The 15,167-nt window shown below is 43.9% G+C and carries 18 protein-coding genes; 5 read left to right on the top strand and 13 right to left on the bottom strand.

The window, feature by feature from the left end; genetic code table 11:
- Positions 1–12: 12 nt before the first annotated feature.
- From Vsou_RS04305 to Vsou_RS04275, 7 genes are all read right to left on the bottom strand, one after another.
- Positions 13–1,806: a hypothetical protein gene (locus tag Vsou_RS04305; RefSeq protein WP_188602483.1), complete on the bottom strand. Its 1,794-nt coding sequence runs from the start codon at positions 1,804–1,806 to the stop codon at positions 13–15.
- A gap of 107 nt (positions 1,807–1,913) precedes the next feature.
- Positions 1,914–2,783, bottom strand: a complete 870-nt coding sequence (locus Vsou_RS04300; protein ID WP_188602484.1) for a dihydrodipicolinate synthase family protein — start codon at positions 2,781–2,783, stop codon at positions 1,914–1,916.
- 102 nt (positions 2,784–2,885) lie between these two features.
- Positions 2,886–5,360, bottom strand: a complete 2,475-nt coding sequence (rkd4, locus tag Vsou_RS04295) for an arcadin-4 (protein WP_188602485.1) — start codon at positions 5,358–5,360, stop codon at positions 2,886–2,888.
- Positions 5,341–5,526 carry a hypothetical protein gene (locus tag Vsou_RS04290; protein WP_054843441.1) on the bottom strand — a complete coding sequence of 62 codons (186 nt, stop codon included), beginning with the start codon at positions 5,524–5,526 and terminating at the stop codon, positions 5,341–5,343. The genes rkd4 and Vsou_RS04290 overlap by 20 nt, the downstream gene beginning before the upstream one ends.
- On the bottom strand, positions 5,523–6,206 hold the full coding sequence (locus Vsou_RS04285; RefSeq protein WP_188602486.1) for an SPX domain-containing protein: 684 nt from the start codon (positions 6,204–6,206) through the stop codon (positions 5,523–5,525). The genes Vsou_RS04290 and Vsou_RS04285 overlap by 4 nt, the downstream gene beginning before the upstream one ends.
- Before the next feature lie 72 nt (positions 6,207–6,278).
- Positions 6,279–7,589 carry a crenactin gene (locus Vsou_RS04280; RefSeq protein ID WP_188602487.1) on the bottom strand — a complete coding sequence of 437 codons (1,311 nt, stop codon included), beginning with the start codon at positions 7,587–7,589 and terminating at the stop codon, positions 6,279–6,281.
- A 6-nt stretch (positions 7,590–7,595) separates the two neighbouring features.
- Complete coding sequence (locus Vsou_RS04275; protein ID WP_054843443.1) at positions 7,596–7,928, bottom strand: hypothetical protein; 333 nt, start codon at positions 7,926–7,928, stop codon at positions 7,596–7,598.
- 60 nt (positions 7,929–7,988) lie between these two features.
- On the opposite strand from Vsou_RS04275, the gene Vsou_RS04270 reads away from it, so the two are divergent.
- Both Vsou_RS04270 and albA read left to right on the top strand, forming a co-directional pair.
- Positions 7,989–8,360 carry a hypothetical protein gene (locus Vsou_RS04270; protein WP_264890771.1) on the top strand — a complete coding sequence of 124 codons (372 nt, stop codon included), beginning with the start codon at positions 7,989–7,991 and terminating at the stop codon, positions 8,358–8,360.
- Between the two features lie 52 nt (positions 8,361–8,412).
- On the top strand, positions 8,413–8,694 hold the full coding sequence (albA, locus tag Vsou_RS04265; protein WP_054843444.1) for a DNA-binding protein Alba: 282 nt from the start codon (positions 8,413–8,415) through the stop codon (positions 8,692–8,694).
- Between the two features lie 64 nt (positions 8,695–8,758).
- On the opposite strand, the gene Vsou_RS04260 is transcribed toward albA, so the two are convergent.
- Together Vsou_RS04260 and Vsou_RS04255 are read right to left on the bottom strand one after the other, a co-directional pair.
- On the bottom strand, positions 8,759–9,310 hold the full coding sequence (locus Vsou_RS04260; RefSeq protein WP_188602489.1) for a GTP-binding protein: 552 nt from the start codon (positions 9,308–9,310) through the stop codon (positions 8,759–8,761).
- A gap of 9 nt (positions 9,311–9,319) precedes the next feature.
- Complete coding sequence (locus tag Vsou_RS04255; protein WP_188602490.1) at positions 9,320–9,817, bottom strand: roadblock/LC7 domain-containing protein; 498 nt, start codon at positions 9,815–9,817, stop codon at positions 9,320–9,322.
- Between the two features lie 130 nt (positions 9,818–9,947).
- Between Vsou_RS04255 and Vsou_RS04250 the strand changes: the two genes are divergently transcribed.
- Positions 9,948–10,292: an arcadin 1 gene (locus Vsou_RS04250; protein ID WP_054843508.1), complete on the top strand. Its 345-nt coding sequence runs from the start codon at positions 9,948–9,950 to the stop codon at positions 10,290–10,292.
- A gap of 5 nt (positions 10,293–10,297) precedes the next feature.
- Here Vsou_RS04250 and Vsou_RS04245 read toward each other — a convergent pair whose 3' ends face one another.
- On the bottom strand, positions 10,298–10,651 hold the full coding sequence (locus Vsou_RS04245; protein WP_054843445.1) for a DNA-directed RNA polymerase subunit K: 354 nt from the start codon (positions 10,649–10,651) through the stop codon (positions 10,298–10,300).
- Between the two features lie 51 nt (positions 10,652–10,702).
- On the bottom strand, positions 10,703–12,364 hold the full coding sequence (gene thsA, locus Vsou_RS04240) for a thermosome subunit alpha (RefSeq protein WP_188602491.1): 1,662 nt from the start codon (positions 12,362–12,364) through the stop codon (positions 10,703–10,705).
- An 85-nt stretch (positions 12,365–12,449) separates the two neighbouring features.
- On the opposite strand from thsA, the gene Vsou_RS04235 reads away from it, so the two are divergent.
- Positions 12,450–12,881: a signal peptidase I gene (locus tag Vsou_RS04235; RefSeq protein WP_188602492.1), complete on the top strand. Its 432-nt coding sequence runs from the start codon at positions 12,450–12,452 to the stop codon at positions 12,879–12,881.
- A 52-nt stretch (positions 12,882–12,933) separates the two neighbouring features.
- Entirely contained in the window at positions 12,934–13,488 is a 555-nt protein-coding gene (locus tag Vsou_RS04230; RefSeq protein ID WP_188602493.1) for a GNAT family N-acetyltransferase, read from the top strand.
- A gap of 5 nt (positions 13,489–13,493) precedes the next feature.
- Here the strand turns inward: Vsou_RS04230 and Vsou_RS04225 are convergent, their stop codons facing one another.
- Complete coding sequence (locus tag Vsou_RS04225; RefSeq protein ID WP_188602494.1) at positions 13,494–14,738, bottom strand: 2,3-bisphosphoglycerate-independent phosphoglycerate mutase; 1,245 nt, start codon at positions 14,736–14,738, stop codon at positions 13,494–13,496.
- Positions 14,739–14,788: 50 nt separating this feature from the next.
- A complete protein-coding gene (gene cutA, locus Vsou_RS04220) occupies positions 14,789–15,124 on the bottom strand; it encodes a divalent-cation tolerance protein CutA (protein WP_308419812.1) in 336 nt (111 codons plus the stop codon).
- Positions 15,125–15,167: the final 43 nt, after the last annotated feature.

The following is a 15,167-nucleotide window of genomic DNA, read 5'->3' as shown; positions in this document are numbered from 1 at the left end:
TACGTGTCTTCCCTACTTATTGCAGTAGATGCCTCCTAGATAGGGCTGTGTCGAATTTATGATTATGCCCACGGGGAATGTCTCACTACTCACTGAGCCATAGCTATACTTTATGGGTGTTCCGTAAAACGCCACGTAGTATGCTGAGCCATAATTAGCGACCAGGTTAATTACGGTATTGAAGTAGAAGAATGACGAGGAGCCCGGTGGCGGAACCATGAGACCAGCTATGCCAAGGGCCACGGATGTTGCCAGACCAGCCAGGAATTGGTTACCGCCAAATATCGTGGCTATGCTTGAACCAACACTTGGATAGGCAAGGATTAAACCGGCTATGAATAAACCTGCCTCTGCGGCTACTCCATATGGGTTGGGATTGAATGTTGATGCAGCCACACTCAGTGAGAAGTAGCAGCCTGATGACGTACATGTTATACTGGGGCTTGATGTACATAAACCACTGTAGTGGTAATTGCCGTTACTATCCCTTGAAATGAAGACGTAGTCATAAACATAGTTTGGGCTAATTAAACCGAATCTAGGCGCTACCTGGCTCATCATGAAGTTCATAATGCCATTACCGAGGTCAATGCCCGGCCATACCCACAGCACATTATTACGTATGGCGCCTGGTAGTAGGTTAATAACAGCCGTGGCGTTGGCATACTCATTAAGTGGATAGGTATAGCCGTTCTGATCGACGTAATAGCCCTCGAACTGTATTAAGGCCAGGGTACCATTAATGCCTAAGTAAAGGAAGCCCGGTCCCCTATTGACGTAGTAATAAAGGTTCGGGTATGAGTACGATAACGAGGAGCTTGACGAAAATGCGAAGTACACATAGACATTATCGACATAGTTATAGCCACTATAGCCTCCATAAATAGGCAGGTTACTTGAGAATTGCAGCGTTGGGCCAACAACCTCAAGTCCAGAACCTGGAACATTGGCAGCCCCATAGAGACCGGAGCCTTTTTGGGCATAACCACCTATACTCAGCACTATCCCGCCACCAATATTGTTGCTCCATGCATCCTTGCCCCAGGCAATCCACAGTATGGGTATTGAACCATTAAATCCAGCACAGGCACGTGGTTCCCAATAAACAATCCCTGTACCGGCGTAGATTGATGGTGGAGCGGCATTCAGGACATTACTACTTCCGAGGCAATTGTACGGTCCTACGAAGCCGTAGGGATCCACGGAGGGGCTCGCCATCAGTGATGAGGCATTTATTGCATTATGATTATAAATTATTCTTACCGGCGCTACCCTAGAGAAGTCTACGGTTAAGCTTATGACTATTGATGCGTTATTCATTATCCAGGTTGGGTTATAGGGGATCGCCACCACCACGGTCTTTGTCTCGTTCGTGGATTTGTCGAAGTACGTGATAAATGCAAGTATGGATGGCCACACAGCATCCGGCGGGTTTCTATTGGAGGTCATGATTCTTATCGTCTCCTTAGCTATGTTAATTATTGGTTTTATAATTAAACTTACGTTTACCGAGCCGAATCCGTAGTAATAACCAACCGTGTAGATATGCCCTTCGCCAAGTGCAAATAGGCTGATGGTTAATGGGACTGGGTTATTATTTAGGTAGCCGTGAATAATGAGTATTGGCTTCCTTATGCCTGTTACATTATAATAATTGACCTGGTATGTATCAGTACTGATTATTATGATAGGTTTGGGGTTTACTGATTGGGCAAATGTATTGATTGCTATGAGCATGGTCACGGTAATTATGGAAATAGCCAGTGCGATCATAGCTATGCCCTGTCTATGAATACCTATGGTCATCAATATAATTCCTTAATAAGGGGCCTTTTACTTTACTTTTTTACTTTTACTTCGGTTATTCATAAAATTTGAGTCGAATTAAATTAAATAGAATTTAAGTAACTACGTTAGACCCTCGGCTTTAAACCCAGCCTTATTAATCCATCCCTGAGTTTCTGCACCTCGGCCTCACTTAACGGCCTTAGGTATGGCTCCTTAACAGTTCCAAAGTCATAACGGAGTAGATGGATTAGCTTGTAGTAACCATCAACGCCTGGGTAATCCCTAATTAGCTCCCTGACTCTGGCTATTAGGTCTTGTTTCTCCATGGCTGATTGTAGCCTGCCTGCCTTGAATTCGTCAAACATACTCCTAATGACGTCAGGAAGTACGTTGGACATTGCCGAGATGCATCCCTTTGCGCCAACCATGAGTGCCGGCAGTATTGTGGAATCTGATCCATTTAATACCGTTATTCCAAGCCTAACGTGGCCCATTATCTGCGCAACATCCCCTGTACTATCCTTAACGCCTGCAATTTTAACGCCATCACTCAATAACTTAGCCATGAGGTCTGGGGTTACGTTGAACCCGGTGTTCCTGGGTATGTTATATATGAATACTGGTAGTTTTGTTAATTGAGTCAATTTTTCGTAGTACCTCTTTAGAACTTCATAGTCGGGGCCGTAGTATATGGGCGGTATTGACGAAATTGCAATTGTTCCATGCTTCTCAGCAAGTCTCACGGTCTCGACAATTCCCTGCCAATCAAATGAGAACACATGAACCACCAATTGCCTATTAGTATTCCTTGATATTACCTCCAATGCTGCCCTCCTTTCCTCGAGTGTTAAGTATGGTCCCTGGCTCGTCGTCCCAAATGTATAAAAGCCGTCGACTCCAGCCTTTGTCAGAGAATCTACATGTTTAGCCAGTGATTCCTCGTCGAGCTTACCATTTTTAAAGGGAATTGCTAGCGCTACGAATATACCCTCCATCAAATTAATGTTTTCTCATTAAGTCTTAATAAATCTATTTACAAAATGTTGATCCCTTTGTTCCCTTTCACGGGAATAATCAGATACGGAGGAGTGGTTCGGTTAATCGTTGGAACCTACGATCCTCCTTTCATTACCATCCTTTATCAATTTAATAACTTTGTATTTAATGCCATTTTCCTTAGCGGCATTAGTTATATCATTGACTAAATCCCCAGATTGCGTCGTAATTATTACCTGCCCAATTAATTCCTCACCTATGAACCTAGTTAATAATGTCGCAAAGGCTTTCCTAATGTTTTGATCGACGTAGGGCACCGGCTCGTCCATAAGAAGGAAGTCTATGTTATGATTCGTAGACCTATAGACACTCAATAGGAATGACAAGGCTATGGTTAATCTCTGACCATCACTAAGCCTGGATATTGTGACCTTCCTGCCACCTAGCCTAAGGGCATACAGGGTATACTCACTGACAACACCAACAATCCCCCTATCCCTAACCGTAACCTCAATACCTGCGCCCTCAAGATCACCATATGGATACAGCATCTTAAATATGGATCCAACATTATTTTTAATGACCCTGATCATCTCATCCCTAACCCTGGCCTGTACATCCCTAATACCAGCCCTGATCCTAGTCAGCTTATTATAGAAGTCCTCAAGGAAATCAAGTCTCTTCCTAAGTACTGACGGATCCTCCCTATCAAACCCTATACTTGACAATGCAAGTTCCAACCGGCTTAACTCAGCTGAGTCATCACTCAACTTAGTTCTGACCTGGGTTAGTTTATTATCAATATACCTTATTTGTTCCTCAATGCTGATTATGGTCTGTGTATCAACCCCAAGGTTGGCAAGCCTTTGTCTAAGTTCATCCTCCCTCATCTTAAGTGATTCCAGTTCCCTATACTTCCTTAGATATGAGATGGACTTATCAATATCATCAATCTCAACCCTAAATTCATCAATAAACCTAATAAGTACTTGGGTTCTCTTATCAATATCCCTAATTGACCTCTCAATGGTTTCAAGCTTCGAGAGCGCCGTCTCATATCTAGACCTAACATCACGCATTCTTTCGATTGTTGCCTCATAATCATTAACAATTGGTAATAATGCTTCCATGCTGGCTAATATCCTCTCCAGCTCGCTTAACCTACTTCTTATATTATTGATCTCCTCACTACGGCTTTTGGACAACTCAGTGATCCTATCCTTGATTCTCTTGTGATCATCATCTCTCAGCGGCCTACCGCAAATTGGGCACCTATCTTCATGGTTAGTTAGTATGTACTGGAGGACGTTTAGTAGGGATGATTTGAAGCTCTCCTCTGCGCTTATTTTCTCAAGACTGCTCCTAAGCTCTTCAATTTCCCTCTTAACCTTAATCGGCTCACCATACTTATCAACTAACGCCCTATACTCCCTAACCCTAGGTTCCTCCTGGGATAACCTCGACTCTAATTCCCTAAGGGATGCCTTCAATGCCTCTACCTGAACCTCCAGATCACTACGTACATTACTGAGGTACTCCTTATCCTCTATGAGTTTGTCCTTAAGCTTAACAAGGCCTTCGAAGGCTGTGTATATCTTCTCGGAAGCATCGGCTAGGTTGTCATTGGTTATTACTAGCTTACCAACGTCATCGGCCTCCTTAACCATCGCGTACTCCTCAAGCTTCTCAACCAGTGAATCCCTGATTCTCTCGAGCTCGAGTCGTATGCTCATTTCATTAATTTCCCTAACCCCGGACTTCTCGAGTTCCTGCTCAAGGTTCTCTCGCCTAAGCCTTGTGGCTATGTAATCACTGTAAACCTCCTCAATACCCCTGAATCCCCTCAATAATTCCTCCCTCTTTCTCATTAATTCGCTGTAAACATTGCTGAGTTCTCCCTCCTCTTTTCTTAATCGTTCTATCTCGTCCTTAAGTTCCTTAACCTTGCTCTGAGCCTTTTCAATAGAGCCATACTTACTAATTATTTCAGGAAGTTCCTTAACACTGGCTAATCTCTGTCTCAATACAGTGATTGCGTTTTCTATTTGCGACATGGGTAATGATCTATTTAGATTATCAAGAGCGTCAAGACCAAACATCTTATCAATGAATAGGCTCCTCTTGGATACATTACCGTAAACCAAGGCCTCGAGAGTTCTATGAGTAACCAAGACGAACCTCTCGAAATCATCATCATCAACACCAAGTACCTCCACAACCCTCGAGTATATGTCATCACTTTTATACGTGGTTCCATTAATGGCAACACTAGCCGTCTCCCTGGCGGACTCACCAGCTCGCCTAAGTTCCCTGGCTACTTCAATGCCATTGCTAAGGACCAACTTAACCATGGCCGAGTTGGAATCCTCATTTATCAGGTCAGACAATTTTGAGACTCTCTCCTTAACCTCTAATTGGGTACCGTACAGCGCATACTCAAGGGCTTGGATAATGCTCGTTTTACCTGATCCAACGGGTCCATGAATGATATTAATACCGTCATTAAAGGTGATCCTATGCTCATCCCTAAACCCCCTAAAGTTCCTAACAATAAGTTCATTGACTCTGATCCTCATCCTCACTCACCTTAACACCAACCTTACTCAATTCCTCATTAATCACCTTAATAATGCCGCGCCTGCCTCCCTCCTTATAAGCCATATAAAGCTTAATAGCAAGCTCAGAATCCTCGCCAAGCCTCTCCCTGAGAAATTTAATGATTAGTTCATCAAGTTCATTCATCCCTCACCACCCCTTTTCTTCAATACGTTAACCCATGGGTTATTGTTCAGAAAATCAGGTAATTCATCACTAACCATAGTACTTACTTGTGGATTCATTGATTGGTTTTTATCGGAGGATCGAACCATGCCCTCGAGTTTACTGACCCGTTCAGTTAATTTGCCAAGTTCGTGTTCAATTCTCGCCAGCCTATCCTTAAGTTCATTAATATCCCTGACCAATGACTTACTATCTGCATTTAACGGGTCGCTCCTTAAATTATTAATTATTTTCTCGAGCTCATCAATTCTCCTCCTTAGGTCATCATTTGCGACTTGTTGCAACTGTATTGGTATGCTCGGTATTAACTCCTCAACTGCCTTCTCTGGATCAGTAGATGATAGGTCGTATATATAAATACCAACTCTACTGCTCCTAAATAGTCTTCCATTTATCAGACCGCGGGCACTCTGCGGAAAGGCTATGTACGCCTTATTGTAATTGAACCTGTTTCTCATTACATTGCTTAATTCATCGGTTATGTATGACTCGGTTGGGAATTCCTCAGTTGATATCCTAAGGTAAACCGTGTTATTGCCCTCCGCGAGAATTACCTCCCTATCGTTAAGTTTATCCACTACCCTAAGCCCTCTCTGTGTTAGCCAATCCTCAATTAACTTCCTTGCTAGTTCAATGCTCATTAATGCCTACATATTATATACTAACAACTTGCTTTTTAACCTAATTGAGTCGATAAAGTCATTTTAGCATGTTCATTGATGAAGGTAGTACCAGCCCTCCTTGGTCCTCTCGTTCCACCTCACGTTATTAGGCAGTGCATAGCCGTATATGATGGCTCCCTTCCAAACACTAAACTGCGGGTCCTTAACAATACTAATACTCAACTTACTGGCTAGGTCGGGCAATTTCTCGGAAACCATGAGCTTTATCTTATCAACGCTATTAACGGCAACGTCCTCAAGTCCAGGTGGTACGGACCAACTAAATGCACCGCCGCTAAGTATTATGGTACTCATGATCTTGTCCTGGATCTCCACGGGCACCTTCCTAATACTAGTTATTAATGCTTCGGCTATATCCATTTCTCCGTAAAACATCATATCACCAACCGCGGCATCCTCAATTACCAACCTACCCTGCTGCATATAGCTCGAGAACACATCATGCCTTGGATTAAACACAACCTCACCAATTAAGAACCTCATCCATGCGGCATCCCTCAGTTCAATCTCTGTCAATGGGTTTATCCTAACCTTAATGGAAAACCTATCAGGATCCTCCCTAGCCTTCTTAATGGCTTCATCGAGGTTCCTCGGAACTAACCCAGCGGTTCTCTTTACGATTTCTACTACATAATCGTCCTTCGCCAAATCACCATATCCAGAGTCCTTAAGAACTTCCCTGGTAACAGCATTCGCCTCAGCACCGCCCCTATTAAGTGCCACAATGCCTTCCCTAATCGGCCCATAGCTGATGGGTACCAGTTGAATGTTGCCATGGCCGGCCTCAATAACTGTACAGGTCACTGCCTTTTCTGCAATGGCAACCGCAAAGGGCTGATCTATGATCGTGATTGCCTGTAACAATTTGCCCTCAGATTCATTGTCAAGTTCCTTATGTATTTCTATCATTCTATCTCTCATGTAATCAGGAGCCAACGCTGATAATGCAATGACTAGGAAAAAGCCCCTGAAATCAGGTCTCCTTGTGAAGTCTTGGTAAAACTGCGAGAAGCCGTACCGGGAAAGTTCCTTGATGATCCTCCAGGAGTCCTCATCCTCCTTCCTAATTATGCCATCCCTAAGTGGGTAACGTAGATTCCTAATGGCATCCCTAATTGAACTAAGGTACTTGGGTATGTCATCACCGACAACAACGCCCCTCTCAAGAACCTCCTTGGGAACAAGCAACTTAATGCTCTCTGGTAAATCCCTAAGGAATAACCCACGGCTTTGCACCATGTATGGTCTGTCTCTAAGCGTTATCGGGCCGTACTTGAAGTACCCAGTGCCAAAGTCCTCTGCATACACGTAATTAAGCTTGTACTTGCTCTCATCAATCATGCTGAATCACCAAATCGCCTTAATCGTAATGTACTCATTATTAAACATTATTACGTACGTATCATCAAAGGCCTTAGTACTGAGTCTCATGTGTTCCCTTAACTCATCGGGCATTGAATTAAGCGAATCATTAATGCACTTCAATACGATATCAAGCGCGTCCTTGATATGCTCGCCCGCGATCTCCACATAATACATTGCCTGATACCTAATGCCATTATCGATTGTTAGGAACCTAAGGTTAAGACCGCTCAATAGGCATGCTATGAATTTGCGTCGTTCCCTAATAACGTCATCCTCATCCTTTATCTCACCGACTTCGCATTTTGGGCAATCCACACTGGTTTGTTGGCAATAAGGTTTATAAGGGGATTGCGCCTCTTGTGGCGAGATTATAAGGTGTATAGTACTATGGAGAATGAGTTAATTCTTGAGGTTAAGGATCTTGGAAACATAGTCATTAAGTTGGAACCGGCAGTATCGCCACTGACATACACTAGGTTGGGGAAATCATTGCCGACAAGGGCCAATGCCGTGAAGTATGGGCAAGTCATAATAATACCCCTAGACTTAGGGCTGGTGAGTGAGGGTAAGAGGACAAGCCTGAAGCCCTATGAAGTAGGTTACTGGGTTAAGAAGAGGAGCCTGGTTATCGCCCTTAATAATATTGATTTGGGGGAGCAGGTAAACGTCATTGGGTATGTGACGAGTGGTGTTGAGTTCCTTGGTAAATTAAATGGTGGGTACTCCATTAAGTTGATAATGAAGTAATTAGGATTAAGCTTTTAAAGGGTGGGGAGGTACCGAATACGGCGAAAGAGGTATGAGTACACAGGAAACCACAATACTAGTGGGTAAAAAACCAACCACAAGCTATGTAATAGCCACGGTAATGAGCTTCAACGCAGGAGCTAAGAAGGTAATACTGAAGGCCAGAGGCGGTGCCATCGCTAGGGCCGTCTCAACGGCAGTAATGATAAGAGACAAGTTCCTACCAAACCAGATAAGGATAAGCGACATAAAGCTACTAACTGACAGAGTAACTGGTCAGGGAGGAAAGGAGAGGTCCGTTGCTGCAATAGAGATAGTGCTAGAGAGAGCATAAGACAATAAGAAGGGTATAAAAATATTTCAAAAGCAATATACAAAAATAAGCAAAAATTTTCATTTCACTTTGACATCTCCACAAGGTAAGTCTTAATCTCCTCCAGGAGGGTAACCAAGACAAAGAGTGCGCTCCTTCTATTGGTGGCTATTAGTGGCATGACCTTAACTTCGTATGGCGCCTTCAGTATGGTCTTCACGGTGGATATATTGATGGCATTCGGCGCATCCTGCTTATTTGCGGCAATCACGTGCGGTGTCGATGGGAAATTCTCCCTAAAGAAGTTGTACATGCCCAATGCCTCCTTAACCCTATCCTCACTCGAACTATCGACTATGAATAGGTAACCATGCATGCCTCTGGCGATTATCTTCCACATGAAGCTAAATCTTTCCTGCCCTGGAACACCGAATAAATGCACAATTAGGTTTTCTCTAACTTTCATCCTACCGTAATCGAAGGCAACCGTTGTGCTCTTCTTATCGCCGTCAATGGCGTTCTTAGCTATCGGTACATCTGTCTCTATGGGTAAAACCTCGCTTAGTGTCTTAACGAATGTGGTTTTGCCCGCTCCGTAGGGGCCTGCTATCACTATCTTTATGGTCTTTATAGACATAACAATCACCTAGAACATTGCCTTACTTCTTATGAAGTTGATTACATCCTCAATATCCTTAGGCGTTATCTCTACGTTAACCACTTCAACTAATTGTTCCTCACTGGCCCCAGTTAATTTGCTCAGTAATTCATATAGTTTATTGGTGTATCTCTCCAGTATTATTCTTGTAAGTCCTATTGATGATTCAGAATTAACTATGACCATCAGGTAACCTATTTCGCGAATACCCATTAATTGGACTATGCCCTCAATGCCTTGAATCAATATATAGTCAATTTTACCAATGGGTAGTGTGGTTAATAATCCCTTCAGTGAGGAAATGAATCGTGGCATTGCAAAGAACATATCGCCTGTGCTAGCCAGTGTTGCATTTGTTGTGTAGGCTATTACTGTTCCCTCCCTATCCATTACATACACGGCCTTTATCTGATCAGGGCTTTCCGACACTATCTCCTCAGCTGACAACTTAATTTCATTAATGATTCTTTGAATATCGCTGTTCACACAACTTTCTATTTAATATAATTTTTAAATCTTTCGACTTCGATTAATATAACCCAAAGTAAGGCCAAGTAATATGAATAATAGCCACAACCTAATAAGTTTTTTAAATGCATGGCATGACATAGTATGGATGATAACAATAAGAGGCTACGTGGTCAGTAAAATGGCGGTTAATGATCCTACAGGTGGAAGAATGATAGCAATACAAATAGTCGAGGAAAGGGAAGCACCAGGACCTGTAATTACAAGCACTGATGAAACCGCCCAGATGATGAGGGACGTAATGCCATTGGTACAGCAATTACTTAGGTCAATGCCCATGGTTGGGCCACTAATGAGTGGTAAGGTACAGATACCGAGACTCCTAATTTGGCTTAATGAGGATGAGGCAGAGGCACTTGGACCTAGATTAGATGTGGGTGACGCGGTGGAGATTAGGATTGACAACGGAAAGCTTGAGTTAGTTAAGGCTTGAATTTTTCATAATTTAACATCAAATTTCTCACTTAAATCCAGGAGATCCTTTAGCTTAATTCTTATATGTCTTCCATTCGGTAGTGTCCTAACTATAATAAAGGGAAGTAACCCTCTACGTACCTCCTCAAGGGCAATATCTATAGGATCATAAGTACCCAGTTCCTGGGGATTAACGAGTGGTTGCGCACCCATGGACAACTGCTTTGCCCTTGCTGCAATTATCCTTGCTAGTTCATACTTGGTTATCCTGGGCGGATACACAAGCCTGCCGCTAATTAAATCATCCAGCGTCTTTAGAACACTAGCTAAGGTGTCTTCCTTAAGGAGCGAATTAGACGTTTGGTTTGATGATGCCATTGATAATACGAAGACAAAAATCGTTTAAAAATTTAACTTAAGTAATTTTTATTACTCAGTCTTTGATTCGCTCTCCTCGCCACCGCCTTCAGTCTTTGACTTCCCAGCACCGCCGGTCCTTGTTTGGGCTGCAGCAACAATGTCATCAATCCTAAGTATCATTATTGCGGCCTCTACCGCGCTCCTAATCACGTGGGTCTTTACTAGTAATGGATCGACTACGTTGATCTTAGTCATATTAGCGATCTTGCCACTTAACACATCAACACCTGCATCAAACTCACCTGCATCGTGTCTCTTCCTTAGCTCGGCAATTGCATCAACGGGATCAAGACCAGCAGTTAAGGCAAGTATTGTCGGTATGTGCTCAAGGGCCTCAGCAAACTTAAGCACAGCCAGCTGTTCCTTACCAGGTAGTTTCCTACCCCACTCCCTAATTCTTCTCGCAATCTCCATCTCGAAGGCACCGCCACCAGGCACAATCTTAGGCTCCCTATATAGGTCCCTAATTACATGGAGCGCATCCTGCATTGATCTCTCTGCTTCGTCAAGTACCCTGTCCGCCGCGCCCCTGAGTAGTATTGTCACCGCCCTTGGGTTCGGGCACTGCTCGACAAACACCATCTTCTCCTCACCAACCTTCCTCTCCTCAACAAGCCCAGCTGTACCAAGGTCCTCAGGCTTTATGTCCTTGATGCTGGTAACGATCTTGGCTCCAGTGGCCTTGGCAAGTTTCTCAATGTCGCTTCTCTTAACCCTCCTGATAGCCATTATACCCTTCTTGGCAAGATAGTGCTGCGCAACTTCGTCAATACCCTTCTGGGTAATAACAACATTCGCGCCTATCTCCACCAGCTTATCAACGTAGGACTTCAGTATGTTGGATTCCTCCTCAAGGAACCCCTTTATTTGCTGTGGTGATGATACGGATATCTTCGTGGTCCACTCGGGCTTCTCAATCTCAAGTGGTGCGTCTAGGACCGCGATCTTGGCATTAACAACCCTCTTGGGCATTCCTGGATGAACGACCTCCTTGTCAAGTACAATACCCTGTATTAATTGAGTTTCAGTGAGTGACTGACCCTTCTTCTTCTCGAGCTTAATCCAATCAAGGTCGAGGTTATACTTATCGCCAACCTTCTCAACGGCTATTGCAGATGCCTCAACGGCGATCTTCGCTAGGTAATCCTTAGCCTCAGAAACGATCTTACTGCTCAGTGAGTTCATGGCTACGAGTGCAAGCTGGTTCTTATCCTCAGCATTAATGGGTTGGGCAATTTCATTAGCCACCTGTATTGCGTAGTCCATAGCCTTCTTGTAACCGTCAATGATTATTGTTGGGTGAATATTCTCATCAAGTAGCTCCTCGGAAAGCTCAAGTAGTCTTCCGGCCAGTACTACGGCGGTTGTTGTTCCATCGCCCACCTCTGCATCCTGGGCCTTGGCAACCTCAATTAGCAGCTTAGCTGCTGGGTGCTGAACCTCCATTTCCTTCAGTATTGCAGCTCCATCGCCAGTTATTGTTACGTCACCGAATGCGTCAATGAGCATCTTATCCATTCCCCTAGGCCCTAGGCTTGTTGATAGTATTTCGGAAATGACCTTGGCGGCCATTATGTTGCTTCTCCTTGCATCCGCACCTGTTGTTCTTTGTGAACCCTCCTTAAGGACCAGTGTTGGTACTCCACCCTTTTGCTGTACACCGCTACTCATCGGCGAGTCCGTAAAGCACTTCTATAAAAACCTTTCTCTAGCAAGAGCGAGTAAAAATTAAGTACCTCAATGTAAGTATCGCTCAATGAACATAGGGCATATATTAATAATGATCCTGGCAGTGTCAGTCATAATACCGTGGGCAGTAGTTAGTTCATACTCCATGGAACCAACACTCGAGGTCGGCGACCTAGTCATAATAACGCCACCGAGCAAACCCTGCAGTTCGCTTCTAGGTCATGTAGCCATTTACTACTCGCCATTATATAACGATTATATTGTACATAGGGCTATAGCCATTAGCAATACGCAGGAATGTACATACACCTTTAAAGGTGACGCAAATCCAGGGGCTGACCCACTTTCCGTGCCTTATGGTAATGTCGCTGGTGTGGTAGTTTTCGTAATACCACAACTAGGCTTTCTAAGCCTTTCATACAGGTCCTTTACCGCTGCTCTATATACGTTGGGCCTCGTAATATTGGTGGTAATTCCAGCCTACTTGCTTGATAAATGAATAACACCTTAAGGAAAAATGTATTAAGTTAACATGATTCAGAGGCGCCCTAATGGGGGAGAGGATTCAAGACATCACGTCGAAGCTCAGTGGACAGGAGTACATCAAGGGAAGGGATGGTAGAGTGTTTATACTTAGGGAGTTTGAATTAAACGATCTAAATGCGGTCGTTACGATTAACAGGAGCGTACTTCCGGAGAATTACCCTGAGTTTTTCTTTGTGGAGCACTACAGGAGCTTTCCAAAGGCCTTCATAGTGGCTGAGCTTGATGGCAAAGTCGTGGGTTACATGATGAATAGGGTTGAGTTTGGCTGGAGCTACATCTGGAAGGGCAAGCCGACCAGGAAGGGACATGTAATATCTATTGGCGTATTACCCGAAGCAAGGAGGGTGGGTATTGCATATAACATGATGATTAGGGGCATGAGAGCCATGAAACACTTCTACGGCGCTGAGGAGGTATATCTTGAGGTTAGGGTCTCCAATACGCCGGCCATTAACCTTTATAAGAAATTGAATTATAAAACAGTCGACTTAATAAAGGGTTATTACCATGATGGCGAGGACGCGTACATAATGGCAAGATCACTCGAGGACCTTGAATAATACAATTACTCACCAAACTTCTCAAGGGTACCTAGGTAATTGGCTATGATGTTCATAACATCAATACCCCTAATCCTACTCCAAAAGCCCTTAATACATGCCCTCTCACTGAATTGAGTAACGTCATCCCTCATAACACCCGGTCCCCATGCCATGAAAGGCACAGGATCACCAGTATGCTCCTTAACCGTTACCGGAGTTGCATGGTCGCAGGTTATGAATATGTACGTATCGCTGGGCATCTCCTCAAGGAACCTCCTGAACCCAGCATCAACCCTCTCAATAATCATCACCTTACCTCTGGCATCACCATCATGGGACATGGAGTCTGTAGGCTTCACATGGACGAATACGAAGTCATAATTACTCAAAGCCCTAGCTGCAGTTTGAAATGCGGCTATGAAGTCATCATCCTTAGAACCAATGTAATTATCAACGTTAATGGCATCCATGCCCAATGCCCTGCCAATACCCCTAATTAATGCTACACCTGCGATTATCGCTGGCTTGATCCTATACCTCGAGCTTAATGGTTCGAAATTCCTCAGAGAGCCTGCACCCCTAAGGAGGACCATGTTTATTGGTCCCTTACCCTCCCTCCTCCTCTTCTCATTAAACTCAGCCTTGCTCAACTTCTCGAAAACGAGTTTTGTGAATTCATTAATGTAATTAGCCGTGGCCTTGGCGTCATCGCTTAAGGCCTTGGCCTCTGAAACCCTGACACCAATGGCGTGTGGGTCTGTATCACTAACGTGCGGTGATGTGTCGCCCTTAAGGACGAGGACACCCCTATGCTCAACCGTCTGCCTATAGACGGCGTCAATACCGTACTTACTCCTTAATACTGGTAATACTTCATTATTGACTATGTTTTCTATTTCCCTAACCTCACTAGGGTCTATGTACCTACCACCCCTCCTATCAATGACGACCAAGTCATTATTGACCGTGGCCACGTTGGTCCTAAACGCCACATCATTTGGATTAAGCGTTAACCCAGCGCCCAATGCCTCAAATGGGCCCCTACCAGGGTAGTACTTATACGGGTCGTAGCCAAAAATAGCCAAGTGAGCAGTGTCACTGCCCGGCCTAATGCCCGGCGAAATGACGTCCATGAGACCACAAGAACCCTCAGCGACTAGCTTATCAATTGTGGGCTTAACCGCAACTTCCAACGGTGTCCTCCCACCAAGTTCCTTAACTGGTCTATCGGCACAGCCGTCTAAAATCACTAGTAATGCCCTCGGCATAGGACTAATAGCATTAGGTGTATTATAAAGTATTTACCTTATGCGGGGGATTAGTCCCGGCTCAGGGTTTCATTAATCCACTCCAGGTATTCGGTGAGGCCGCCAATTATTGGTAGTGCAATTATCTCAGGGACTTTATACGGGTGTCTCTCCCTAATGGATTTTATTAAATCATTAAGTTTGTCTTTCCTTGACTTAATAATGAGTAATGTCTCGTTGTCTTCCTCAACGCCTCCCTTCCAGTAATAAATACTCCTTAGTCCATTTATTACATTTACGCAGGCAGCCAGCTTATCATTAATGAGGAACCTCGCTATTTCATCGCCAACATCTCTATTAGGCACCGTAACAAGAACAACGATGTAATTACTCTCATACATAACCATCCTATATTTCATAAATTAGCCCAACTAAAGCATTATCCTTAAT

Source organism: Vulcanisaeta souniana JCM 11219 (assembly GCF_026000775.1).
Lineage (GTDB): Archaea > Thermoproteota > Thermoprotei > Thermoproteales > Thermocladiaceae > Vulcanisaeta > Vulcanisaeta souniana.
The sequence above is the reverse complement of the archived record's forward strand: the minus strand, read 5'-3'. Positions and strand labels throughout refer to the sequence as shown.

What these genes read in the sequence shown, in the direction of transcription:
- Vsou_RS04305 (WP_188602483.1), bottom strand. Translation starts at nt 1,806, where the DNA reads ATGACCATAGGTATTCATAGACAGGGCATAGCTATGATCGCACTGGCT.
- Vsou_RS04250 (WP_054843508.1), top strand. Translation starts at nt 9,948, where the DNA reads ATGATAACAATAAGAGGCTACGTGGTCAGTAAAATGGCGGTTAATGAT.
- Vsou_RS04300 (WP_188602484.1), bottom strand. Translation starts at nt 2,783, where the DNA reads ATGGAGGGTATATTCGTAGCGCTAGCAATTCCCTTTAAAAATGGTAAG.
- Vsou_RS04225 (WP_188602494.1), bottom strand. Translation starts at nt 14,738, where the DNA reads ATGCCGAGGGCATTACTAGTGATTTTAGACGGCTGTGCCGATAGACCA.
- Vsou_RS04260 (WP_188602489.1), bottom strand. Translation starts at nt 9,310, where the DNA reads ATGTCTATAAAGACCATAAAGATAGTGATAGCAGGCCCCTACGGAGCG.
- Vsou_RS04245 (WP_054843445.1), bottom strand. Translation starts at nt 10,651, where the DNA reads ATGGCATCATCAAACCAAACGTCTAATTCGCTCCTTAAGGAAGACACC.
- albA (WP_054843444.1), top strand. Translation starts at nt 8,413, where the DNA reads ATGAGTACACAGGAAACCACAATACTAGTGGGTAAAAAACCAACCACA.
- Vsou_RS04285 (WP_188602486.1), bottom strand. Translation starts at nt 6,206, where the DNA reads ATGAGCATTGAACTAGCAAGGAAGTTAATTGAGGATTGGCTAACACAG.
- Vsou_RS04235 (WP_188602492.1), top strand. Translation starts at nt 12,450, where the DNA reads ATGAACATAGGGCATATATTAATAATGATCCTGGCAGTGTCAGTCATA.
- Vsou_RS04290 (WP_054843441.1), bottom strand. Translation starts at nt 5,526, where the DNA reads ATGAATGAACTTGATGAACTAATCATTAAATTTCTCAGGGAGAGGCTT.
- Vsou_RS04280 (WP_188602487.1), bottom strand. Translation starts at nt 7,589, where the DNA reads ATGATTGATGAGAGCAAGTACAAGCTTAATTACGTGTATGCAGAGGAC.
- Vsou_RS04230 (WP_188602493.1), top strand. Translation starts at nt 12,934, where the DNA reads ATGGGGGAGAGGATTCAAGACATCACGTCGAAGCTCAGTGGACAGGAG.
- rkd4 (WP_188602485.1), bottom strand. Translation starts at nt 5,360, where the DNA reads ATGAGGATCAGAGTCAATGAACTTATTGTTAGGAACTTTAGGGGGTTT.
- cutA (WP_308419812.1), bottom strand. Translation starts at nt 15,124, where the DNA reads ATGGTTATGTATGAGAGTAATTACATCGTTGTTCTTGTTACGGTGCCT.
- thsA (WP_188602491.1), bottom strand. Translation starts at nt 12,364, where the DNA reads ATGAGTAGCGGTGTACAGCAAAAGGGTGGAGTACCAACACTGGTCCTT.